The 22,546-nt window shown below is 51.6% G+C and carries 17 protein-coding genes; 10 read left to right on the forward strand and 7 right to left on the reverse strand.

Features of this window, described 5'->3' with window-relative positions:
* Positions 1-43: 43 nt before the first annotated feature.
* A complete protein-coding gene (locus tag GK091_RS18900; protein WP_164041453.1) occupies positions 44-1,261 on the forward strand; it encodes an NADP-dependent isocitrate dehydrogenase in 1,218 nt (405 codons plus the stop codon).
* A gap of 192 nt (positions 1,262-1,453) precedes the next feature.
* On the forward strand, positions 1,454-1,861 hold the full coding sequence (locus tag GK091_RS18905; protein WP_164041454.1) for a Dabb family protein: 408 nt from the start codon (positions 1,454-1,456) through the stop codon (positions 1,859-1,861).
* Positions 1,862-1,941: 80 nt separating this feature from the next.
* Here the strand turns inward: GK091_RS18905 and GK091_RS18910 are convergent, their stop codons facing one another.
* From GK091_RS18910 to GK091_RS18920, 3 genes are all read right to left on the reverse strand, one after another.
* Complete coding sequence (locus GK091_RS18910) at positions 1,942-2,106, reverse strand: hypothetical protein (RefSeq protein WP_246202320.1); 165 nt, start codon at positions 2,104-2,106, stop codon at positions 1,942-1,944.
* An 86-nt stretch (positions 2,107-2,192) separates the two neighbouring features.
* Positions 2,193-4,448, reverse strand: coding sequence for a S9 family peptidase (locus tag GK091_RS18915; protein WP_164041455.1), 2,256 nt, complete (start codon positions 4,446-4,448; stop codon positions 2,193-2,195).
* 109 nt (positions 4,449-4,557) lie between these two features.
* On the reverse strand, positions 4,558-5,142 hold the full coding sequence (locus GK091_RS18920) for a YcxB family protein (RefSeq protein ID WP_164041456.1): 585 nt from the start codon (positions 5,140-5,142) through the stop codon (positions 4,558-4,560).
* 211 nt (positions 5,143-5,353) lie between these two features.
* Here GK091_RS18920 and GK091_RS18925 point away from each other — a divergent pair, with 211 nt between their 5' ends.
* The gene (locus tag GK091_RS18925) at positions 5,354-5,866 is read left to right on the forward strand and encodes a phosphoribosyltransferase family protein (protein ID WP_164041457.1); all 513 of its coding nucleotides are present in this window, start codon (positions 5,354-5,356) and stop codon (positions 5,864-5,866) included.
* A gap of 68 nt (positions 5,867-5,934) precedes the next feature.
* Here the strand turns inward: GK091_RS18925 and GK091_RS29390 are convergent, their stop codons facing one another.
* From GK091_RS29390 to GK091_RS18940, 4 genes are all read right to left on the reverse strand, one after another.
* Positions 5,935-6,111 carry a hypothetical protein gene (locus tag GK091_RS29390; RefSeq protein ID WP_170312755.1) on the reverse strand — a complete coding sequence of 59 codons (177 nt, stop codon included), beginning with the start codon at positions 6,109-6,111 and terminating at the stop codon, positions 5,935-5,937.
* A 95-nt stretch (positions 6,112-6,206) separates the two neighbouring features.
* A complete protein-coding gene (locus GK091_RS18930; RefSeq protein ID WP_164041458.1) occupies positions 6,207-7,463 on the reverse strand; it encodes a DUF418 domain-containing protein in 1,257 nt (418 codons plus the stop codon).
* Positions 7,464-7,654: 191 nt separating this feature from the next.
* Positions 7,655-10,627 carry a DEAD/DEAH box helicase gene (locus tag GK091_RS18935; protein WP_164041459.1) on the reverse strand — a complete coding sequence of 991 codons (2,973 nt, stop codon included), beginning with the start codon at positions 10,625-10,627 and terminating at the stop codon, positions 7,655-7,657.
* A 369-nt stretch (positions 10,628-10,996) separates the two neighbouring features.
* The gene (locus GK091_RS18940; protein WP_164041460.1) at positions 10,997-12,025 is read right to left on the reverse strand and encodes a LacI family DNA-binding transcriptional regulator; all 1,029 of its coding nucleotides are present in this window, start codon (positions 12,023-12,025) and stop codon (positions 10,997-10,999) included.
* Positions 12,026-12,436: 411 nt separating this feature from the next.
* On the opposite strand from GK091_RS18940, the gene GK091_RS18945 reads away from it, so the two are divergent.
* The 7 genes from GK091_RS18945 to GK091_RS18975 all read left to right on the forward strand — a co-directional run bounded on the left by GK091_RS18945 (position 12,437) and on the right by GK091_RS18975 (position 22,532).
* Positions 12,437-13,381, forward strand: a complete 945-nt coding sequence (locus tag GK091_RS18945; protein ID WP_164041461.1) for an RraA family protein — start codon at positions 12,437-12,439, stop codon at positions 13,379-13,381.
* 23 nt (positions 13,382-13,404) lie between these two features.
* Positions 13,405-14,688, forward strand: coding sequence for a mandelate racemase/muconate lactonizing enzyme family protein (locus tag GK091_RS18950; RefSeq protein ID WP_164041462.1), 1,284 nt, complete (start codon positions 13,405-13,407; stop codon positions 14,686-14,688).
* A gap of 142 nt (positions 14,689-14,830) precedes the next feature.
* Positions 14,831-16,042, forward strand: coding sequence for a mannonate dehydratase (gene uxuA, locus GK091_RS18955; RefSeq protein WP_164041463.1), 1,212 nt, complete (start codon positions 14,831-14,833; stop codon positions 16,040-16,042).
* Between the two features lie 39 nt (positions 16,043-16,081).
* Entirely contained in the window at positions 16,082-18,250 is a 2,169-nt protein-coding gene (locus GK091_RS18960; protein WP_164041464.1) for an alpha-glucuronidase family glycosyl hydrolase, read from the forward strand.
* 125 nt (positions 18,251-18,375) lie between these two features.
* Positions 18,376-19,794 carry a Gfo/Idh/MocA family protein gene (locus GK091_RS18965; protein WP_164041465.1) on the forward strand — a complete coding sequence of 473 codons (1,419 nt, stop codon included), beginning with the start codon at positions 18,376-18,378 and terminating at the stop codon, positions 19,792-19,794.
* A 92-nt stretch (positions 19,795-19,886) separates the two neighbouring features.
* A complete protein-coding gene (locus GK091_RS18970; RefSeq protein WP_164041466.1) occupies positions 19,887-21,275 on the forward strand; it encodes a putative oxidoreductase C-terminal domain-containing protein in 1,389 nt (462 codons plus the stop codon).
* A gap of 87 nt (positions 21,276-21,362) precedes the next feature.
* The gene (locus GK091_RS18975) at positions 21,363-22,532 is read left to right on the forward strand and encodes a Gfo/Idh/MocA family protein (RefSeq protein ID WP_164041467.1); all 1,170 of its coding nucleotides are present in this window, start codon (positions 21,363-21,365) and stop codon (positions 22,530-22,532) included.
* Positions 22,533-22,546: the final 14 nt, after the last annotated feature.

Here is a 22,546-nt window from a genome sequence, read left to right on the forward strand (position 1 = left end):
CCAGGTTTAGTATCGTTTTCAATCGTTTATATACCCCAGTCCAATGGAAAAAATTAAAGTGGCGAATCCGGTTGTCGAACTGGATGGCGACGAAATGACCCGTATCATCTGGAAATTCATCAAAGACAAGCTGATCTTGCCTTATGTTGATGTTGATATTAAATACTATGACCTAGGGATCGAATACCGTGACGAGACCAACGATCAAGTAACGATCGACGCGGCCAACGCTATCAAAGAGTATGGTGTTGGTATCAAGTGTGCGACTATTACGCCCGACGAAGACCGCGTTAAAGAGTTCAATCTGAAGCAGATGTGGAAATCGCCGAACGGTACGATCCGTAATATTCTGGATGGTACGGTGTTCCGCGAGCCAATCGTGATGAGCAACGTGCCACGTCTGGTTACGAACTGGACGGCTCCGATCATCATCGGTCGTCACGCATTTGGTGATCAGTACCGCGCTACCGATTTCGTCGTACCCGGTCCCGGTAAACTGACGATGAAGTTCGAAGGTGAAGACGGTACGGTGATGGACTTCGACGTATACCAGTTCAAAGCGGGTGGTGTAGCCATGGGCATGTACAACGTTGATGAGTCGATTCGTGGCTTCGCCCGGGCTTGTTTCAACGTTGCGCTGGACAAAGGCTGGCCGCTGTACCTGTCGACCAAAAACACGATCCTCAAAAAATACGATGGTCGTTTCAAAGATATCTTTCAGGAGATCTACGACGCGGAGTACGCTGGTAAAGTGCATTACGAACACCGCCTGATCGATGACATGGTTGCTTCGGCCTTGAAATGGGAAGGTAATTTTGTGTGGGCCTGCAAAAACTACGATGGCGACGTTCAGTCGGATACGGTAGCGCAGGGCTTTGGTTCATTAGGGCTGATGACATCGGTACTGGTTACGCCCGATGGCAAAACGATGGAAGCCGAAGCGGCTCACGGCACGGTGACGCGTCACTACCGCGAATACCAGAAGGGTAACAAAACGTCGACCAACCCGATTGCGTCGATCTACGCCTGGACACGTGGTCTGGCGTTCCGGGGCAAACTCGACGATAACCAACCACTGATCGACTTCGCTAACGCGCTCGAAGCGGTCTGCGTTGAAACGGTTGAAAGCGGTAAAATGACGAAAGATCTGGCGTTGTCTGCTTATCCTGCCGGTACGAAACTGGTGGCTGGTGAGCATTACCTCAACACCGAAGATTTCCTCGAAGCACTGGACGAGAATCTGCAAACGAAACTGGCGTAACCGCCGGGCGCCCCCGCTGGATTTTTTTAATTTTTCTGACCGACCGTAACTTGTTGGTCGTACAACGCTTCAACGAAGCGGAAACAAAATCGTAGTCGGTCAGGAAAATCAAAGAAATCACAGTTCAGACAATGCCGCTCATAGTAGGGCGGCATTTCTTTTACCTTTATCCCTAAAACCGATTGTTGCTTTATGAAACATATTTTCGCTATCGTGGCGCTGGCTCTCCTGTCGATCACGACTTACGCTCACACACTTACCGGCGATCCGCCCACAAAGCCCATGAAGACGAGTTCTGTTCAGCACATTGTGCTCTTTAAGTTCAAGCCCGACGCCACACCGGAAAAAGTAAACGAGATCGTAGCTGCGTTTGAAGCGCTACCATCGCAGATCAAAGAAATCAAAGGGTTCAAATGGGGGACGAACAACAGTCCCGAAAAACTGGACAAAGGGTTGACGCATGCCTTCATCCTGACGTTCGATAACGAAAAAGACCGGGATACTTACCTGCCCCATCCGGCCCACAAAAAGTTCGGAACCATCGTTGGCCCATGGCTGGCTGACGTTACGGTCGTTGATTTTACCGATCAGGCCAAATAACAAATACCATCTTTACCAAAGCATCCCGAAAGGTTGGGCACAATACCTGACCTTTCGGGATGCTTCGCTTTGAGACTTCTTCAATACGTTAGAACGTCCTGAACAGTCAGGGTAATGATAATGTGACCTGTTTCATCGCGTTCTATACGCAGTTCGGGATTAGCCAAACAGAACGCGTACAGTTCGTCGTCCGAAAAGACGTTTAAATTCGGCGGTATGGTTAGCGTGATGGCCTGCATATACATACGTAAGGCTTCTTATCAACTATAATGAAAATGGAGGAAAAAGGGTAGTAGAGAAAGGAATGTAGAAACTCCTTCATGCTCCTCTGCTACAAATTCTTTTCCAGAAACTCGGTCATCATCGTGTACAGATGCAGTCGGGTGTTACCTCCGTAGATGCCGTGGTTACGGTTTGGGTAGTAGAACGATTGAAACTGCTTGCCCGCAGCAATCAACGCATCTTCCAGTTCGACTGAGTTCTGGAAATGGACATTGTCGTCGCCCGTACCGTGAATGAGCAGAAAAGGGCCACGTAATTTGGCCGCGTGCGTCACGGGTGAATTGTCGTCGTAACCCGCTGCGTTGTCCTGTGGCCGTTTGAGGTAGCGTTCCGTATAAATGGTATCGTAGAAACGCCAGTTGGTGACGGGAGCCACCGAAATTCCCATCTTGAACACGTCAGCCCCGAGCGTCATGCAGAGTGCGGTCATGTAGCCGCCATAGCTCCACCCCCAGATACCAACACGATTCGGGTCAACGAAAGATAGCGTTTTCAGGTATCGGGCGGTTGCAATCTGATCGTCGGTTTCAAGTTTGCCAAGCTGCCCGTACGTGACTGTCCGGAAGGCGGTTCCCTGTCCGCCCGTGCCGCGTCCGTCTACCGACACAATAATGTAGCCCTTCTGCGCCAGCGTCTGATACCAGAAGAAATCACGGGCATCCCAGTCGTTCTTAACCGTCTGCGATCCGGGTCCGCCATAGACAAATAGCAGGACCGGGTATTTCTTCGTTGCGCCCGTGCTGTCGAACGCTGTGGGCCGAATCATCCAGCCGTTCAGTGGGGTGCCATCGGCGGCTTTCGTCTGGAAAAATTGCTTCGGTGAAGTGGAATAGGTAGCCAGTCGTGTTTTCAGCGCTTCGTTCGACTCCAGAATGCGCAGGTCACCGCTGGTTCTGGTATCACGAAGGCTAACCGTTAATGGGGCTGACGCCGACGAATGATAAAGCAGGTAATAGGCGAAGTCGGGGCTGAAATTGGCGGTGTAAGTGCCCGCTGCCGTGGTGAGCCGCTGTTTACGCTGACCGTCGATACCGATTCGGTACAGATGACGTTCCAGCGGGGAACTGGCCGATCCGTAGGCCCGTCTGGGAATAGCTTCGGTGGAGGTATAAAAAAGAGTGCCGTTCGTCTCGTCAACGCCTAACACAGTTGCTACCTCAAACGAACCGCTGGTAATTGGCCGGATCAGTTTGCCGCTCATGGCGTACAGATACAGGTGCTTATACCCATTACGCTCGCTGCTCCAGATAAATGATTGTCCGTCCTTCAGATAGGTCAGATCATCCGTAAATTCCAGGTCTACGTAGGTAGGTCCGGTAGCCACAGTCGTTCCGGGCGTTTCCGTCAGCACAGTCGTTGCCTGACCCGTGGCTGCGTTGATGTGGAGCAGATCGAGCTTATTCTGCAGCCGATTCATCCGACGGACGGAGAGCAGATTTGCATGCATCGTCCATTGAATCCGGGGTAGATACTGGTCCGCATCTGTACCCGTTTGGGCTTTTACTTTGTTGCCACTGACAACGTCGGCGATCCAGACGGTTACGACTGAATTCGCTTCACCCGCTTTTGGGTATTTGAATCTGTATTCTACTGGATATAAGCCGCCCCATAGCTGCATATCATATTCTGGAACGCGACGTTCATCAAACCGAATCCAGGCCAGACGACGACTGTCGGGCGACCATTCGAAGGCGCGGGCCATACTGAATTCTTCTTCGTAAACCCAGTCGGCGGCACCGTTGATGATGGCGTTTCGTTTTCCGTCGGTGGTCAGTTTTATTTCATTACCCGTTGCTATATCAACCGTGAACAGGTTGTTGTCCCGAACGAACGCAGCCCGCTTTCCGTCGGGCGAGAACGTGGCGAATTGTTGTTTTCCTCCCTTGCTGAGTAATGTTAACCGCTTCGTCTTTAGGTCGTATACGTAAAAGGTCGCTTTGCTTGACCGGCGATAAATGGCTTCTTCCTGCGTTGTGATCAGTAGTTTTCGCTCATCGGTTGAAAGCTGATACCCATCGATGCTAATCGGCTTCCCCGTACCGGAAACGGTTGCCTGCTGCTCGTCGAACAACGTGTCAACCGGTGCGCCGGTAACGATGTTGAACTTCACAATCCGGCCACCATCCAGGGTTGTGTAAAAACCTCCGGTCTTCATCCAGTTAACACCCTCAACCGTTCGCTGACTGAACGTTCCGGCATTGCTCCCCCAGATGTCATCGAGCGTAACTGGTTTTTTTGACTGGCTTAGGGCCGGAATAGAAAGGAGAAGCAGGAATAGCCGACGTAAAGAGCGGGTGAGAGTCATGAAAAAGAGAATTGAGCACAAACGAAGGCACGAAGCACACCGAGTTGCCCGTTATCCGGATTTCTTTGTGTGCTTCGTGCCTTCGTTTCGACAGGCTTATAGACTAAAATTACTTGACAGGCTCCGCTACGGCGGTTTCGGGCAGCAGACCTTTCCGACGCATGACGGCATCGGTGAATTTCAGGTCGTGATCGCTGTTGAAAATGCTGTAGGGCAGATAGATGAACTGGGCTTTAGACAGCCCTTTCGTTACGGTCTTGGCAAACCAGTTGGCCTTTACGTTCTTGAGCGCTTCACCGTTGTCAAGAAACAGGATATAGGCGTCCTTGTCCTTCACTACATTGCTGATCTGATCCCATTTCAGAATACCTCCTTCCTTGACATTGATGCGCATCAGAATCTGACGGCTATCAATTTCGTAGATGTATTTCTGAAAAAGGGCCTTGCTTTGCTCCATCTGAGCGATACCCGTGATCTGAACTGCCCAGAAGAGCACATATAGAATGGTGAGCAGCACAATTACGATATAAATCCAGTAATTCGGGTAAACGCCTGTCAGACTTAGCACAACGTTCAATAAAATAAGCCCCAACGGTACAAAACCCCATTTCCAGTTATCTTTTACCCACTGCCGCAAGGCGAGATTAATGTACGTTTTCTGGTCTAACGCGTATTTTTTGGTCTTAACAATCATAGTACTGGCAACGTCCAGGCGTCAAAATGAAACACAAAGATACAGTGATTTGGAAATGTATGATATATGATTTCGGCTATATGGTCCAGGAATCACGCCAATACAGTATCCGTTAACTAACATCCATCACAAATCATTCTTTCCTGATGGGTCGAGCGTTGATTCAGGCTATTTTCTCATCTTTGCGCCGTCAATTGCATTTGCCGTCTTTATGAAAACCGCTCAACCGACGCTTATTCTGAATGCTGAACAAATCCGCCAGAAAATTCGACGGATTGCTTTTCAGATTTATGAAAACAATTTTGAGGAAACCGACCTGTTTCTGGCCGGGGTCGCTGGTGAAGGGTATATGCTGGCGCAGGCGTTGGCGCAGGCGTTGAAACTCATTGCGCCTTTTTCCGTGGAGTTGATCCAGATCGACCTCGACAAAACGCAACTGTCGCAGCCGGTAGTTCAAACGGACCGTCCGACGAGTGCGTTTACGGATAAGGTTGTCATCGTAATCGACGATGTCCTGTACACGGGCCGGACGCTGGCGTTCAGCCTACAGCCGTTTCTGAGCGTTCCGGTGCGCAAGTTGCAGGTAGCTGTGCTTATCGACCGCAATTACCCACGCTATCCGGTTGCCGCCGATTACAAAGGCTACGAATTAAGCACAACCTTAACCGAACACGTCGATGTTGTGCTCAGTAATTCGAGTGATATGGGTGTCTATTTGCGCTAGTTTATAGGCATATAAGCACAGGTGTCAGTGTGACAGAACACCGTTTCTATCAAACTGACACCTGGTTTTTAGGCTCTTGTGCCGCGAATCAGACTGACGCCCGTAAAGAAGAAAATGCCGCCCAGAATAACGTAGACGAAGGAAGACTGAGAAACTCCGCCTTTGGTGAAGTCTATGCCGCCGTATACCAGACCGATCAGGCCAACCAGCGTCAGAATAATACCGAAAATGCTTTTAACGTTCATGCGTTGACTTTTCAGGGGTGAATGATAGTGATTTGCTATACTAACTAACGCGGACCAATTTCTTCCCGAAAACTCGCTGAATATCTATGATGTGCTTAGGATCGACGCAGCATGGACTGCGCTTTTCCGTACGTGAGCGATCGCCAGAGCCATTCCAGCGGCCCATATCGAAACCGGGAAAGCCACCATTGGCTGAACAGTACCTGCACGATGAAAATCGGAATCGTGAGCAGAGCCGCTACCCACAGATCGATCTCGGCCAGCAGATGAAAGCCGTAACTGAAAAACAGGAACGTACCGATCAGCGTCTGGAGGACATAACTGGTGAGTGCCATTTTACCGACTAATGCTAGCGACGATACTACCCCGTTCCACGATTGTCTCTGAAAAAGGAGCGTCAACCCACTGATGTAAAACACGGTCATCAGGGCGCTGTGGCTATCGAACAACGTCATAAACAGGAGTTCGATGGCTTTTGGCGGCTGCTGAGCATTGCCATATAAAACCATAAGCCCGGCACCGATGGCTGTAATGCCTAGCACCGTGAAGCCACTGTATCGCGTGAGTTTGCGGAAAAAAGAACGGTTATCGGCCAATTGCTGAAAGAGCCGTTTCCGACCGGCATACAATCCCAACAAAAAGAAACCGAGTGTGATGTAAAGCCGTCCACTCTCGACTTGAAAGCGCATTTTATCGTCGAACGCATTCAGGTTGAAATTGACCAGGTCGCCGTAACTACCGTTTTTCAGGATATTGTAATACGTTTTTGGGTCATTCTCGACCGTTTTCTGATCCGCCTGTGGCTGCGCTTTATCTGGTGGATTGATCAATTCGGTGTAGACGCTTCCCAGGCGGGTGGGAATGTTCATGACTAGCAGTAGGGCCATGGTCAGAATAAACTTGTTAGCGGCTTTACCGAAAGGAAGCATCAGAAAACCCAACAGGGCGTAGATGGATAGAATGTCGCCCCGCCATTGCAAATGGTGCAGAAAACCGATGGCTCCCAGAATGACTAGCCGCCACGCAAAGCGCAGGTAAAATACCGTTGGCGAATCCTGCGATCGGGTCAGCATGAGCGCAAAACTCAGCCCGAACAAAAAGGAGAAAAAGGTGTAAAATTTGCCGTCGAAAAATAAGCCAACGATTGTTTGAGCAACACCATTGGCCGGTCCGCTGGCATGAAGTTGATAGACGTCCCCCGGCAAGGCACCAGCGGCAAACCACTGCGCACTGTGGACGAGTAAGATGCCAAACAGGGCAAAACCGCGCAACGCATCGACAACCTGAATACGGACGCCCGGTTCCGCTTCGGTTGCACGTGCGGTACGGGTGAGATCGATTGTAGAATTCATAACAGGAGGGTAAGGAGTTATCGCTCAATATAGCGGTGCTGATCAACGAGTTACAAGAGAAAGTTGTACGAAATGCCGGAAAGAGGGTATGAACGGGAAACCTGGTAGTTCATCTTCTAGCACAAAAAAACGCACTCGACTCGAGTGCGCTGGTTTGCCTGAAATGGCGTGGTCTAACGTAGCAGCCTCGCTTATTCCAGCAAGACCATAATATCTTCCTTGGTCAGCGATTTCATAAAGTTCTCTTCGGTCGAAATCAGACTACCAGCCAGTTGCTGTTTAGCCCGTTGCAACGACAGAATTTTTTCTTCGACGGTGTTCTTAGCGATAAACTTGTAGGTGAACACCGTCTTTTGCTGTCCGATCCGGTGAGCCCGGTCAACCGCCTGAGCCTCAATGGCCGGATTCCACCAGGGATCCAGGATAAACACGTAATCGGCAGCGGTCAGGTTATGACCCAGACCACCCGCCTTGAGCGAAATCAGGAATAATTTGACGGATTCGTCGGTCTGAAACAGTTGTACCTGACTCTGTCGGTCCTGCGTAGAGCCATCCAGGTAAGCGTACTTGATATTTTTCTCTTTCAGATATTGCCGGACAACGTTTAGGTGCTTAATGAACTGACTGAAAACCAGTACTTTGTGGTGCTCGATCATGGCACTTTCCAGCCGCATCAACACATCCGATAGCTTGCCCGAATCGCCCTCGTACTCATCATCGACCATACGGGGGTGGTTCGCAATCTGCCGAAGCTTGGTCAGACCCTGTAAGACGACCATTTGCGATTTAGCCATACCCTCTTCTTCAATACGCTCCAGAATCAGGTTTCGATAGTAGGATTTGGCCTCTTCGTACTGTTTTTCCTGATCGGGGGTCATCTCCGAATAGAGGACACTCTCTACTTTTTCGGGCAGGTCCGTGGCTACCTGCGACTTGTTGCGCCGGAGCATAAACGGTTTGATCAGGCTATACAGTCGCCCGGTTTTGGCTTCGTCGTGACGCTTCTCGATGGGTATCTGAAACTCGTTGCGGAAGAACGACTGACTGCCCAGCAACCCCGGATTGATGAAAGACATCTGGGTCCAGATATCCATCGTACTGTTTTCGAGGGGCGTACCGGTCAGAATCAGCCGATTGGCCGTATTGAGTTGCATCACCGCTTTGGTGATATGCGACGATGGGTTCTTGATGGCCTGCGATTCATCCAGAATTACGTAATTGAACCGGTAATCGCTCAGTAGATCAATGTCAATCCGAACGATGCCGTATGAGGTAAGAATCACATCGTAGCCGTCGAACTGAGCTGTATTTTTCTCCCGGTAGGTGCCCGTATAGACCATCAGGCGTAAATCGGGCGTGAATTTTCGGGCTTCCAACTCCCAGTTGTACAGGAGCGAGGTCGGCATCACCAACAGGGTCGGATGCGTGGCTCCCGCTTCTTTCTGTCCCTGAAGCATGGCCAGCGTCATAACGGTTTTTCCCAGGCCCATGTCGTCGGCAAGGCAGCCGCCAAAATGATACTGCCGCAGGAAATTCATCCAGTCGTAACCCGCCTGCTGATAGGGGCGTAGCGTACCGTGGAAACCGTCAGGCAGCGCAAACGACTCGATCTCCTCGAAGTCGCGCAGCCGTTCGAGCTTGCGGCTCATAACCGTCGTAGCCAGATTATCGCGTTCCAGTTCCTGAACCAGCGCGAGGTGGTGCTTTTGCAGCACAAGTCGGTCAATGTCGCGCGGATCGACGCTATCGGGTTGCTCGATAAAACCAAACAACTCGGAATATTTGGTAAACCACACCTCCGGAATGACTGCTACTTCGCCATTCGGTAGGGTGAACTCGTGTTTTTTGTTCAGGATGAGCGTCCGCAGTTTAAGAAACGGGATCTCAAAGTCGCCAAACCGCACGTTGGCGTAAATATCGAACCAGTCGCGCCCTTCTTCAATGGACACGCTGATGCTCGAATAACCCAGAAAATATCGTTTCGAATCCTGCACGTTCTGCCGGAGCAGAAAGCCAGCGTCATTCAGGGCTACGTTGTTGGTCGACAGCCACGTAAACGCTTCTGACTTGGAAATCGCCAATCGCCCGTGCCGTAGATCGAGTCCCGTATCGCGCAAAAAGCCCAGCTTCTGCCGTTCCAACCGCTGGTCGCGACGAATTTTATGGAACACATAGTCTTCACCCTTCTTCTCCAGGCTGACGTTGGCCGATGGGCCGAAACTATCGAACCGGAACATGAACTCGCCGTATTGAAAGGACAGGTCAAACGCAATCCGCTGCCCTGCTTCATCCTCATAATCAGCCCCGTCAGCAAGTACGCCTGCCGATACGGTTCGGCTCGACGTAACCATTTCTGACACCGTCAGCACCGCTACGGGTTCAATAACCTCAGACCGTATTTCGAACCCTTTAGCATATACGTCGTAAGCGGCTATGAGCTGGGTTACGAAACGTTCGTAATACTGCTGCTCAATATTTTTGGGTATTACAATGTGGTTCTTCGTGAAGAAAGGCCGCAGTTTTTTACCATCTACATTTTTACTGAAATGATAAACCTGGTTCGACACCAGCATATAGGCCGGTTCGTCACAGATCATCAGGGCCCCCTTAAACTGGAATTCGACCCGTTCGGTCTCGCCGGGCGTGCCGGTCGGGTAGCGGATAATGGGAAAATAATGGGTTGAGTCGGCGTTGCGGATAAAGTGGAAATGAACCTTGGCCGGTTCCGGTTTCCACTCGATCGATAGCCAGGCCGGGTTGCCATCGTTACCCATGACATAAAATGGCTTTCCGGCAAGGAGAGCCATAATCTGCGCTTTAATGGTGTCCAGATAGCCACAGATGGCTTCCTGAACGAGTTTATCGCCCTTGTGCGGATCGTATATCTTCAGGAAGAAATCGACGGCGGGTAATTTTCGTGTGTTGAACTTCTTAACGATGGTGTCCTGCTGAATGCTTTCGATAAGCCGAACGAGTTCAAAATCGCGTTCGTCCAGTTCCTGCGAAAATTCGCTAACATTTTGCGTAGAAAGTGTTTGATTCAACAAGGTTAGTTCGCCCCGACCATTTAGCTGTACGACAAAGGCTTCAATGAGATAGCCCAGGAACTCGTGCGCCAAAAGCGAGTAAACAATCTGGAAGGGTTCGGACGGCGAAACTTTCATGGTACAGCAACAACAGAATGAACAGCTTAACTACGGATAATCAGCTAGAAAAGTGAGGTAACAGGCTACTTACTAATCCGTTGGATAATGACAAAGGAGCAACTGAATACGAGCAAGTTAGGCTCGTTCCGGTATGGCTACAGGTTTCAAATATACGAACAGAAATAAGAAACCCAACCGAAGTGTTGGCCGGAGAAGAAATCTTTGGCTGAGTTTATTTACGTGTTACTATTCGTTGTAAAACGAACCGACAAATCCGTAGCGTTACACTAGGGTATTGAATCTGTTAACAATAGCCACGGTTTTCCGCTGTCTGCGCCCGTCTGGCGATGCACAAACATATCGATCAGTCTTGTTGAAGCGATCAACTCAAAAGATAGCGGATTTAAGCGAAGACTCCCGGACGATCAATTCCGAGTGCAGAACAATTCGGTTTGTCGTCTGAATGTTCATAGTGCCGTTCAAATGATTGATCAGACTTTGAGCCGCCACTTCGCCCATCTTTTCGCCGGGGTAATCGATGGTAGTCAGGTTAGGCTCGATAACGGTCGATACCGGATCATTGTTGAATCCTACCACGGCAATATCGGAAGGGATCGACAGGCCAGCCCGTTTGAGTGCACTCATGCAGCTTACCGCACAAAAATCGTTGGCAATAAAAAGTCCGTCGGGACGCCCTGCCATCGACTGAATATGGCTGGCCGCTTCAATGCCCGCTTCCTCACTCAGGTCTGTCATCCTGATCAGTTCTTCTTCGTAGGGTAAGCCCGCTTCCAGCAGGGCCAGCCGGTAGCCTTCCAGGCGATCGATGTACACGTTCCGCTTCAGACTACCCGTTACGTGCATTATCCGCCGACAACCCTGCCCGATCAGATGCGCGGTTGCTTCGTAGCCCGCTTTAACGTTGTCGATCACAATGCTGGTGCCCTGTTTGTGATCAAGTACCCGGTCAAAGAACAGCAACGGAACGCCTTTTTTGGTAAACGCGTCGAAATGGTCCGTCTTCTCCGTGTCGTAGGCAACGGACACCAGCAGGCCATCGACGCGGCTGTTGAACATTGTCTTTGCATTAGCCACTTCTTTCTTGACCGATTCCAGTGATTGGCTGATGATCAGGTTGTACGAAGATTTATTCGCGACCTTTTCCATACCCGCCAATACGGTCGACATAAAGTTGCTGTTCAGTCGGGGCACAATAACGCCGATTGTGTTCGTTCGCTGGCGTCTTAAGTTACTGGCAAACGTGTTTGAGCGATAGCCCATCTCCGTAGCTGTAGCGGTAATGATGCGTTTGGTGTTGCTATTAATCGCTGGATGGTCATTCAGGGCTCGGCTAACGGTGGCTGGTGAAAGATTCAGCAGCTTCGCAATATCGTATATGGTTGTTTCTTTCTCCATAAATTAAAACAAACTCTACAAATAGCCTTTAAGGTGAAGCACATAGCAGGAGCATCAGTTTTAATGCAATCCATTGCAGGTTGGTGGGCTAGTCAATTATTACTAATTAGTTAGTGACAGTTTAATATAACGCACTGACTAGTAGCTGATTATTTTGTTGATCTTGCTTTCTATTGATCAGTTTCGCTGAACTGAGTGCGAAGTAAAGCAGAAGGTTGGAGAACAGCATTATTGTAATACTTTTATATTTTACATGACCAAAGTTTGTTTATTCGCTGGCTTGCCATAGCATGACAGCAAAATAAAAATAGGCAATAAAAAAAGTAATTCAATCGATTGCATAGGTAGAAGCGTAGGGCGATGGTCTTATTCCGGACAAATCCTGAATCCTTACATCTCTATTTTTTCGCTATGAAATTGGTCGTCTTTGTCGCGGCTGTGCTTTCGCTGACCGGCGTGGTAACGAGGTCACTGGGCCAGCAGATTTCCCGGGAAGAACTCATTTTTCTGACCCCCGACTGGAAAGGAGAACGATTCCCCGACGGTCGTCCGAAGGTGCCGGATGCTATTCTGAAACGCATGAAACGCGTTACGCAGGAAGAAGCCTGGGCGGTACTCAAAGGTGAAAAGTATCGATACCAGTTTGCCGGTGACTGGCAGACCATCAATCCGGATAGCGTACTCGTTGGGCGCGCGCTTACGGCAACGTTTATGCCGGGTCGGCCCGATGTTCACCGCGTTACGGACGATAAGGGGCACACGAAAGATGGGCGCGTTAAATCGCAGAATGCCTGGCCGATCGATATGCTCGTTAAGGGGGATGTCTATGTTGTGGATCAGTTTGGGATGCACGAGGATGGACCGACCATCGGCGATAATCTGGGCAACTCGATCTACGCTAAAACCGGTAATGGCATTGTCTACGAAGGGGCCGTTCGGGATGTTGCCGGACTGAAAGAGATTGGCGGTTTTACGTCCTATTTTCGGAGTTACCACCCTTCGCACCACAATCCGGAGGGCGATCTGAACACCACGCTGGTCGGGATCAATCGGCCAACGCGCATCGGTAGGGTCATGGTCATGCCGGGTGATATCGTGCTGGGACGCGATGGGGGTGTCTGCTTCATTCCGCCCCACCTGGCTGAGAAAGTCGTGAAAACCTCGGAAATTATCCGCCTACGTGACATGTTCGGGCACCTGCGTCTGCGCGAGCAGAAATACACACCCGGCCAGATCGACTCCCGCTGGTCCGACGACATCGAAAAAGACTTTTCGCAATGGCTCAACGCGCACGTGAACGAACTACCCGTTCCGAAAGAGCAAATACAGGACTACCTCAAAACCCGAACCTGGTAAACCGACCTAAGCCTCTTTTATTTATGAAAACGACTACATCCCGACGTTCTTTTTTGACGAAAAGCGCACTAGCCGGTGTCTTCAGCACGACTTCCTTCGCTGGCTTTGGCGAAGGGCTCGAAACGGCTGTCGACCGCGCTCCGCTTTCGTCGGCCCCCTCGCAACTGAAAGTCACCGACATTAAATGTGGCTACACGCGGGGCGGTCACAGCCTGTTCGTAAAAGTGCATACCAATCAGGGAATCTGGGGCTGTGGCGAAGCGGTTGATGCATCCGTAGGGACCTACCATCTGGTGAAGCTGATCGGCGAACGGATCAAAGGTAAAAGTCCGCTCAACGTGAATCGGCTCTTCGAAGACGTTCGCAAATCCGGCTTTTTTGAGGGCGCACAGGCCGGTATGTACATCTCCGTGCTGTCGGCCATCGAAACGGCCTTGTGGGATCTGGTCGGTAAGGCGCTGGGGATGCCCGTTTACCAATTGCTCGGCGGCAAGTTCCGGGACAAAGTCCGGGTCTACTGCGATACCGGCGCTTACCGGGAAACCGACACTAGTGCCGAAGCCTTTGGCAAGAGCGCCAAAAAAGCGGTAGATATGGGGTTTACCGCCGTCAAATACGATATCGATGAGCGCAACGACCCGAACAAATTCGACGCGTATAACTGGACAGCCAGCCAGGGTGAACTCGAACGGATGTACAACCAGATTGCGGGTGTCCGGAAAGCCGTCGGACCCAAAATTGACATATGCGTAGACATGCACGGGCGGTATGACGTAACCACGGGCCGACGGGTCGCAAAACTGATGGAACCGCTGAATCTGCTGTTTCTCGAAGAGCCGATTCCGGCAGAAAACCCCGAAGCCTACAAGCAAATTCGTGAGGCATCCAATACACCGATCTGCGCCGGCGAGAATCATTACCTGGCGCATGGTTTCCGAAAGTTACTCGAAATTGGGGCTGTTGACATCATCATGCCTGATTTGCAGAAAGCTGGTGGATTGGGTGAAGGTCAGCGCATTGCCAATCTGGCTAACCTGTATTACGTGCCCTTTGCCCCGCACATGGTAGCCTCTTATCTGGGAGCCATGGCGTCGAGCCACGTCTGTGCATCGGTGCCAAACTTCTTGATTCTGGAATGGCAGATCTATTTCCATGAAGAGCCAATGTTCAAGGATATCGTCACCTTCGATGGACCGATGATCGAGAAAGGATTTATTCCGCTGTCGGAAAAGCCGGGTATCGGTGTCGAAATCAACGAAGAGGGTATGAAAAAATACGCACCGAAAGACGTGCCTTTCTTCGTTTGATTATATGCCCCCGATTGGCCTTTCGTTATCACTTTACATAGCGTAAGGCCAATCGACCAATACACAAAACACGACAATTAAACGACAAAATAACCAGTCGGGAGGCTGATTGTCGCCGGCAAAAAAAGACAGTAGAGCTTACATGGGAATGTTACAAACTATGCGCTGGTTCGGGCCGAACGATCCGGTTTCATTGATGGCTATTCGGCAGGCAGGTTGTACGGGCGTCGTTACGGCACTGCACCAGATTCCGGTGGGGGAGGTGTGGTCCGTCGACGCAATCAATGAACGGATCAGCCTTGTTGAAGCGGCCAATGACCGGTATTCGCCCCTGCATTGGGCCGTAGTGGAGAGCTTACCCGTCCACGAAGACATCAAAAAAGGTCGTGAGGGTCGAACGGCGTGTATCGAAAATTATAAGCAGTCGTTGCGCAATCTGGCCGCCTGTGGCATTCGAACGGTCTGTTACAACTTTATGCCCGTGCTCGACTGGTCACGCACTAACCTCACCTACGAGATGCCGGACGGCTCGCTGGCGTTGCGGTTCGTGTGGGCAGATTTCGCGCTGTTCGATCTGTGCATTCTGAAACGTCCGGGAGCCGAATCGGATTACGAGCCTGACGTGGCAGACGCTGCCCGGCAGAAATTTGCGCGCATGACGGCCGATGAGGTAGCCCAGCTGACAAACACTGTCTTGCTTGGCTTGCCCGGTTCGGAAGAAGCCTTCACGCTCGATACCTTTCAGGGGTTGCTGAACGAATACGCCGAAATCGATGAGCAGCGGTTACGGGAGCATCTGTATTACTTTATCCGGGAGGTGGCCCCCGTCGCCGACGAGGTGGGTATCAATCTGTGCATCCATCCCGACGATCCGCCGTATCCACTATTGGGTTTACCCCGCGTTGTCAGCACGGAGGCTGATTTGGCCCAGCTTATGGCGGCTTCCGATCTGGTTGCCAATGGGATTACGTTCTGTACCGGCTCGCTCGGTATCCGGCCCGATAATGACTTGCCGGGAATGATTCGTCTGTTCGGGAATCGGATTCATTTCATCCATCTCCGAACGACAAAACGGGAAACCGATAACCCCAGTAATTTTTATGAAGCTGACCATCTGGCCGGTGACGTCGATATGTATGCGGTTGTGAAGGCCATTGTACAGGAACAGAATCGACGCACTCAGCAGGGTATTGGCGAACCGTCGATACCGATGCGCCCCGATCACGGCCACCAAATGCTCGACGATTTGACCAAGCGAACCTATCCGGGTTATTCGGCCATTGGCCGTCTGCGCGGGCTGGCTGAACTGCGGGGGCTTGAGCTTGGCATCAGCCGATCACTGGAAGATCGGTGAGGGGAATTCGAGCAGTCCAACACTACCAATACATACTACATGATTTATAAAAAACTCAATAGCTTTTTTATCCTGTTGCTCCTGGTGACAACCGGTAGTTATGCCGGCCCGCCCGACGATGGCTATCGCCTTTGGTTGAAATACGATCTGATCAAGGATGTTAGCAAGCGGGAGACTTATGCCCGTTCGGTGCAGTTCATTGCGGTCAACGGGACGAGTCAGATGCTGAAATCGGCGGCTGACGAGTTGCAAACCGGACTACAGGGATTATTGGGTAAATCAATTCCGATCATTGCCAGTGCGGGTGCGCGAAAAGGCGGGATTATCCTGACCGCAGGGAATGGGCCAACCGTCGAGCAGCAGGCTCTAAACGCGGAGGGGTATCAGATCACGAACCGATCCGATAACATTATCATCAAAGGTAAAACCGATGCCGGGGTGCTTTATGGCGCGTTTGCCCTGCTTCGTCAGTTTCAGACATTACAGCCCGTCACGGCACTGTCGTTGACCAGCAATCCCAAAGTACGCTATCGGATGCTCAACCACTGGGACAATCCGAACGGTACCATCGAACGGGGCTACGCGGGCGAAACGCTCTGGAAATGGTATGAACTTCCCGAGCGTATCGACCCACGCTACCGCGACTACGCCCGTGCCAATGCGTCGCTGGGAATCAACGGAACCGTTGTCAATAACGTCAATGCCAGTGCCCGGTTTCTGACGGGTGAATATTTAGCAAAAGTAGCCGCGCTGGCAACCGCATTCCGGCCCTACGGCGTTAAGGTGTATCTGTCGGTTTACTTTCCCGCTCCGAAAGTGATCGGTGGTCTCAAAACGGCTGATCCGCTTGATCCGGAAGTGCGTAGCTGGTGGGCCAATAAAGCGAAAGAAATATACGGGCTCATTCCCGATTTTGGCGGATTTCTGGTGAAAGCCAATTCAGAAGGCGAACCTGGTCCGCAGGATTATGGCCGAACGCATGCCGATGGTGCCAATATGCTGGCGGCAGCACTCGCTCCGTACGATGGCGTGGTGATGTGGCGTGCCTTCGTGTACAAAGCCGCTGGCACGCCGGACCGTCCTAAAGCCGACCGATTCACAGCCGCTTATGAGGAGTTTGGCGATCTGGACGGCAAATTCGATAAGAAAGTAATTGTGCAGGTCAAGAACGGGCCGATCGATTTTCAGCCCCGCGAACCGTTTTCGCCCCTGTTTGGCAAAATGCCGAAAACGCCGTTATCGATCGAGTTTCAGCTTACGCAGGAATACCTGGGTTTCGCCACGCACCTGGTCTATGAAGCCCCGATTTTTAAAGAATGTCTGGACACGGATACCTATGCTAAAGGGGCATCATCGGGCGCAAAGTCAGCGAGTGGAACTACCGTTGCTAACGTCGTGGATGGAAGCTTGCACGGATATGCCCTAACCGCTATGGCGGGCGTTGCCAACACCGGGTCCGACCGCAACTGGACGGGTCACCCGATGGCGCAGGCCAACTGGTACGCGTTTGGGCGGCTGGCGTGGGATCATACGCTATCATCCGAAGCAATCGCGAATGAGTGGATCAACATGACACTCACCAACGAACCCCAGGCCGTTAAACGCATTGCCGATTTGATGCTGAAGTCGCGGGAAATTTACGTCAATTACAATACGCCGTTAGGGCTTTCCCGTCCGTGGACGGGTGTTCACTTCGCACCCGAACCCTGGCAGAACAAAAGCTCCCGGCCCGACTGGACCGCTATTTACTACCACCGGGCCGATTCGCTGGGACTGGGTTACGATCGAACATCGACGGGTAGCAATGCCCTGGCGCAGTACAACCCCGAGGTGCAGCAGCGCTGGAACAACCCCGAAACCTGCCCATTGCCTTATCTGCTCTGGTTCCACCATGTGCCCTGGACGAAAAAGCTGTCGACGGGCCGAACGTTGTGGGATGAACTTTGTACCCGTTTCTACACGGGTGCCAATTCTGTTCGCTGGATGCAGCAGCAATGGGCGCTGGTGAAGAATAATGTCGACCCCGGTACGTATGCCGATGTAGCCGCCCGTCTGGAAACGCAGCACAAGGAAGCCATCTGGTGGCGCGACGCCTGGGTTTTATACCTTCAGGAGTTTGCCCGCCAGCCGATACCCGCACCGTATAAAAAGCCGGATCGTACACTCGACGAAGTCAAAGCTCTTGTCGATATTTACTTGCTTCGGTGACGCTTGTAACGCGGGTGGGAATCTGCACCAGTGCATCAAAAATCATGGGTTTTCTACCCGCACTACGCAGGAAAACAGATAGATGTAATGCAGAAATAGCTTTTAAGTCCTAACCCCTTAAGACTATGAAAAACGACGAAGTAGTGGATGCGTCAAGACGCAGTTTTCTAAAGACAACCGCCAAAGGAGCGTTCGCTACAACGGTCATGGGCGGTTTCCCGACAATTGTACCTGCGTCGGTGTTCGGGAAAAATGCTCCCAGTAACCGAATCAATGTTGCCGCCATTGGTACGGGCCGGATCTCGCGCGGACACGATATGCCCGGCGTTTGGCAGTACGATAACGCCCTGATCATGGCCGTCTGCGATCTGGATAGCAATCGGGCCGAGGATGCGAAAAAGCTGGTTAATGAGTACTACACCAAGAAAAACGGCAAAGACTACGATGGTGTTCGGGTCTATACCGACTACCGTGAACTGCTGAATAACAAAGACATTGACGCGGTCATCGTCAGTACGCCCGATCACTGGCACGCACCCATTGTGGTCGACGCCGTCCGGGCCAAAAAGGACGTGTACATGCAGAAACCGGCTTCGCTGACCATTGCCGAAGGGCGCATGATGGCCGACGCCGTTAATCAGTCGAAGCAGATTGTACAGGTGGGCAGTCAGCAGCGATCATCAGAGCAGTTTCGGTATGCTGCCGAACTGGTCCGGAATGGGCGTATCGGGCAGTTGAAAACGGTGTACGTGGGTCTTCCCGGCGATCCGGCAGGGGATGAAGAACCGCAGATGCCTATCCCGAAAAACCTGAACTACGACATGTGGCTGGGCACAACGCCCGACGTGTACTACACCGAAAAGCGGGTACATCCACAGAGTGGCTACGACCGACCCGGCTGGCTGCGTTGCGAACAGTTTGGCGCGGGCATGATCACCGGCTGGGGTTCGCACCACATCGACTGCTCGCACTGGGCCATGAACACCGAGCATACGGGCCCAATCGAAATCTGGGGACATGCCGATTTTCCGAAAAAAGGGCTGTGGGATGTACATGGCATCTTCCGGACGGAAGCTCGCTACGAAAACGGCGTACACATGATTGTTAGTAACGAGATTCCGAATGGTATTCGGTTCGAAGGAACGGAGGGCTGGATTTTCGTGTCGCGTGGCGATGCAGCCGTAACGGCCAGCGATCCCGTTGCCAAGCAGAATGCCGCTAAAAAACTCGACGCCAGTGATCCTAAACTGCTTACCTCCGTCATCGGGCCGAATGAAGTTCATCTGACGGTCAGTAAAGAACACCATGGCAACTGGCTCGAAAGTGTCGTCAGTCGCAAGCAGCCTATCGCGCCCGCTGAGGTTGGGCATCGGTCCTGTTCGGCTTGTCTGCTTCATCATGCAGCCATGAAACTGGACCGTAAACTCTATTGGGACCCGAAGAAAGAACAGTTCAAAAACGACCCGGAAGCCAACAAACTGCTCTCCCGTCCGCAACGGTCAGCCTATGCCATCAAAACCGTAGCATCCATAAAGGGGCGATAAAAACTGTTGACGATCAGCGTCCGCAAAGCGCAACCGTTTTAAAGGAGCTTATTCATACGTGCTCCGGAGACCATTAACCTACCTATTGAAGAATGAAGCTATTACCCACCGTTGGGAGTCTGTTTCTGGCTGCCTTGTTAGCCGCCTGTCAATCGTCGGAAAAAAAAGCCGGACAGGATTCGGCAGACAGTATGATTCGCCTGATCACCTTAGACCCCGGCCATTTTCACGCGGCTCTGGTGCAGAAAACGATGTACGATGGTGTCGATTCGGTCGTGCACGTATACGCACCAGACGGACCTGATTTACAATTACATCTGGACAAAATTCAGGGCTATAATACGCGGCCTGATGACCCAACCCACTGGAAGGAAGCGGTGTACAAAGGCGCGGATTTTCTGGATAAGATGCTGACCGATAAAGCGGGAAATGTTGTGGTCATGGCCGGGAACAATCGCCTGAAAACGGACTATATTCAGAAAACCATCGGGGCCGGATTCAACGTGCTGGCTGATAAGCCGATGGTGATCAGCTCGGCGAATTTCGGGCAATTGCAGGACGCGTTCAAAACGGCGGAGAAGAACAACGTGCTGCTCTACGATATCATGACCGAGCGGTACGAAATTTCGACCATGCTCCAGCGCGCGTTTTCGAGACAGGCCGACGTGTTCGGTACGCTGGAAAAAGGAACGCCGACCAAGCCCGCCGTTACCAAAGAGAGCGTTCACCACTTCTACAAAAACGTGTCGGGCAGCATATTGACGCGGCCGTCGTGGTTTATGGATGTGGCCCAGCAGGGCGAAGGCATCGTGGATGTTACGACCCATTTGGTCGATCTGGTGCAGTGGGAATGCTTTCCGGAGCAAACGATCGATTATCAGAAAGACATTCAGTTGACATCCGCCCGGCGGTGGACAACCGACATGAGCCTGAGTCAGTTCAAGGCCATTACGAAGCAGAACGCATTTCCGGATTACCTCAAAAAAGACGTGGTGAAGGACAGCATCCTGCGCGTGTACAGCAATGGCGAAATCAATTACCAACTGCGGGGAGTACACGCTAAGGTGTCGGTTACGTGGGCTTATAAGGCACCGGAAGGCGCGGGTGATACGCATTATTCGATCATGCGCGGTACAAAAGCTAATCTGATTATTCGCCAAGGGGCTGAACAGATGTATAAACCGACCTTATACATTGAAGCCGTAGCGGGCAATAAAACACTGGAATCCTCGCTAAAAACGGCCTTGCCCGCCATTCAAAACGAATTTCCGGGTGTGGAGATCAAGAAGATAGCAAAAGGGTGGGAAGTGATTATTCCTGAAAAATACAAAGAAGGTCACGAAGCGCACTTTGGCCGGGTAACGCAAAAATACCTGCAATACCTGAAAGAAGGTAAAATGCCAGGCTGGGAAGTGCCGAACATGATTGCCAAATACTACACAACGACGCAGGCGCTCGACCTGGCGAAGAAATCAAAATGAAGAACGTGAGCTGGGCGGCCACGTCTGGGTACAATAACGCATTGACACGAACCGGACGTGGCTGTCCAAACTACACCTACAACTCTTATGCACAATCCACAGGATAATCGGCGCAAGTTTCTTCGGGATTCAGTCGCTACGGCGGCTGGGCTGGTCATGCTACCCGGCGAAACGTTCACCATGCCCAATCGGCTGATCACCGAAAACGAACCGGCTGATTCGGCTGCGCCCAAAGCGTCCCGCATCAAGTTCGCGGTCATTGGCATGAACCACGGCCACATTTACAGCCAGGTAGAAGCGACCGTTCGGGGCGGTGGTGAACTGGTTTCGTTTTACTCGAAAGAGCCCGATCTGGCGGCTGCCTTTGCCAAGCGTTACCCACAGGCAAAGCAGGCCAAAAGTGAACAGGAGATTCTGGATGATAAAGCCATTCAACTGGTATTGAGTTCGATCATTCCCGACGAACGGGCACCATTGGGCGTTCGGGTTATGAAGGCCGGGAAAGATTACATGTCCGACAAACCCGGCATCACCACCCTTGACCAACTGGCCGAAGTGCGTCGTGTGCAGAAAGCGACGAAGCGCATTTATTCGATCATGTACAGCGAACGGTTCGAGAACAGAGCGACGGTCAAGGCGGGTGATCTGGTTAAGGCGGGGGCTATCGGGAAGGTGATTCAGACCATTGGGCTGGGACCGCACCGCATGACACCCCAATCTCGTCCGGAATGGTTCTTTGATCGCAAACGGTTTGGCGGGATCATCTGCGATATTGGTTCGCACCAGTTCGATCAATTTCTGTACTTCACGGGTTCGACGAAAGCGGATATCGTCGCTTCGCAGATCGGGAACACGAACCACCCGCAGTATCCGAACTTCGAAGATTTTGGTGATGTCATGCTACGGGGTGATGGGGGCGTGGGCTACATCCGCGTTGACTGGTTCTCGCCCGACGGCCTGAAATCGTGGGGTGATGGCCGCCTGACCATATTGGGAACCGACGGGTTTATCGAAATCCGGAAGAACATCGACCCCGGCGGGCGTGATGGGGGTAATCACCTGTTCCTGACCGACAAAAAAGAAACGCGCTACTTCGATTGCAGCAAAGAAGCGCTGCCCTACGGCGAACAGCTGGTCGACGATATTCTGAATCGTACGGAAACCGCTATGACCCAGGAGCATTGTTTTCTGGCTACCGAGCTGGCACTCAAAGCCCAGAAACAGGCTCAGATGATTCATTTAACGAGTAAACGTTAAATCATCCTACACCG

It is taken from the genome of Spirosoma agri (genome assembly GCF_010747415.1).
Taxonomy (GTDB): Bacteria; Bacteroidota; Bacteroidia; order Cytophagales; family Spirosomataceae; genus Spirosoma; species Spirosoma agri.

What these genes read in the sequence shown, in the direction of transcription:
- GK091_RS18965 (WP_164041465.1), top strand. Translation starts at nt 18,376, where the DNA reads ATGAAAAACGACGAAGTAGTGGATGCGTCAAGACGCAGTTTTCTAAAG.
- GK091_RS18940 (WP_164041460.1), bottom strand. Translation starts at nt 12,025, where the DNA reads ATGGAGAAAGAAACAACCATATACGATATTGCGAAGCTGCTGAATCTT.
- GK091_RS18900 (WP_164041453.1), top strand. Translation starts at nt 44, where the DNA reads ATGGAAAAAATTAAAGTGGCGAATCCGGTTGTCGAACTGGATGGCGAC.
- GK091_RS18920 (WP_164041456.1), bottom strand. Translation starts at nt 5,142, where the DNA reads ATGATTGTTAAGACCAAAAAATACGCGTTAGACCAGAAAACGTACATT.
- GK091_RS18970 (WP_164041466.1), top strand. Translation starts at nt 19,887, where the DNA reads ATGAAGCTATTACCCACCGTTGGGAGTCTGTTTCTGGCTGCCTTGTTA.
- GK091_RS18910 (WP_246202320.1), bottom strand. Translation starts at nt 2,106, where the DNA reads ATGTATATGCAGGCCATCACGCTAACCATACCGCCGAATTTAAACGTC.
- GK091_RS18945 (WP_164041461.1), top strand. Translation starts at nt 12,437, where the DNA reads ATGAAATTGGTCGTCTTTGTCGCGGCTGTGCTTTCGCTGACCGGCGTG.
- GK091_RS18925 (WP_164041457.1), top strand. Translation starts at nt 5,354, where the DNA reads ATGAAAACCGCTCAACCGACGCTTATTCTGAATGCTGAACAAATCCGC.
- GK091_RS18935 (WP_164041459.1), bottom strand. Translation starts at nt 10,627, where the DNA reads ATGAAAGTTTCGCCGTCCGAACCCTTCCAGATTGTTTACTCGCTTTTG.
- GK091_RS18915 (WP_164041455.1), bottom strand. Translation starts at nt 4,448, where the DNA reads ATGACTCTCACCCGCTCTTTACGTCGGCTATTCCTGCTTCTCCTTTCT.
- uxuA (WP_164041463.1), top strand. Translation starts at nt 14,831, where the DNA reads ATGGGAATGTTACAAACTATGCGCTGGTTCGGGCCGAACGATCCGGTT.
- GK091_RS18960 (WP_164041464.1), top strand. Translation starts at nt 16,082, where the DNA reads ATGATTTATAAAAAACTCAATAGCTTTTTTATCCTGTTGCTCCTGGTG.
- GK091_RS18930 (WP_164041458.1), bottom strand. Translation starts at nt 7,463, where the DNA reads ATGAATTCTACAATCGATCTCACCCGTACCGCACGTGCAACCGAAGCG.
- GK091_RS29390 (WP_170312755.1), bottom strand. Translation starts at nt 6,111, where the DNA reads ATGAACGTTAAAAGCATTTTCGGTATTATTCTGACGCTGGTTGGCCTG.
- GK091_RS18975 (WP_164041467.1), top strand. Translation starts at nt 21,363, where the DNA reads ATGCACAATCCACAGGATAATCGGCGCAAGTTTCTTCGGGATTCAGTC.
- GK091_RS18950 (WP_164041462.1), top strand. Translation starts at nt 13,405, where the DNA reads ATGAAAACGACTACATCCCGACGTTCTTTTTTGACGAAAAGCGCACTA.
- GK091_RS18905 (WP_164041454.1), top strand. Translation starts at nt 1,454, where the DNA reads ATGAAACATATTTTCGCTATCGTGGCGCTGGCTCTCCTGTCGATCACG.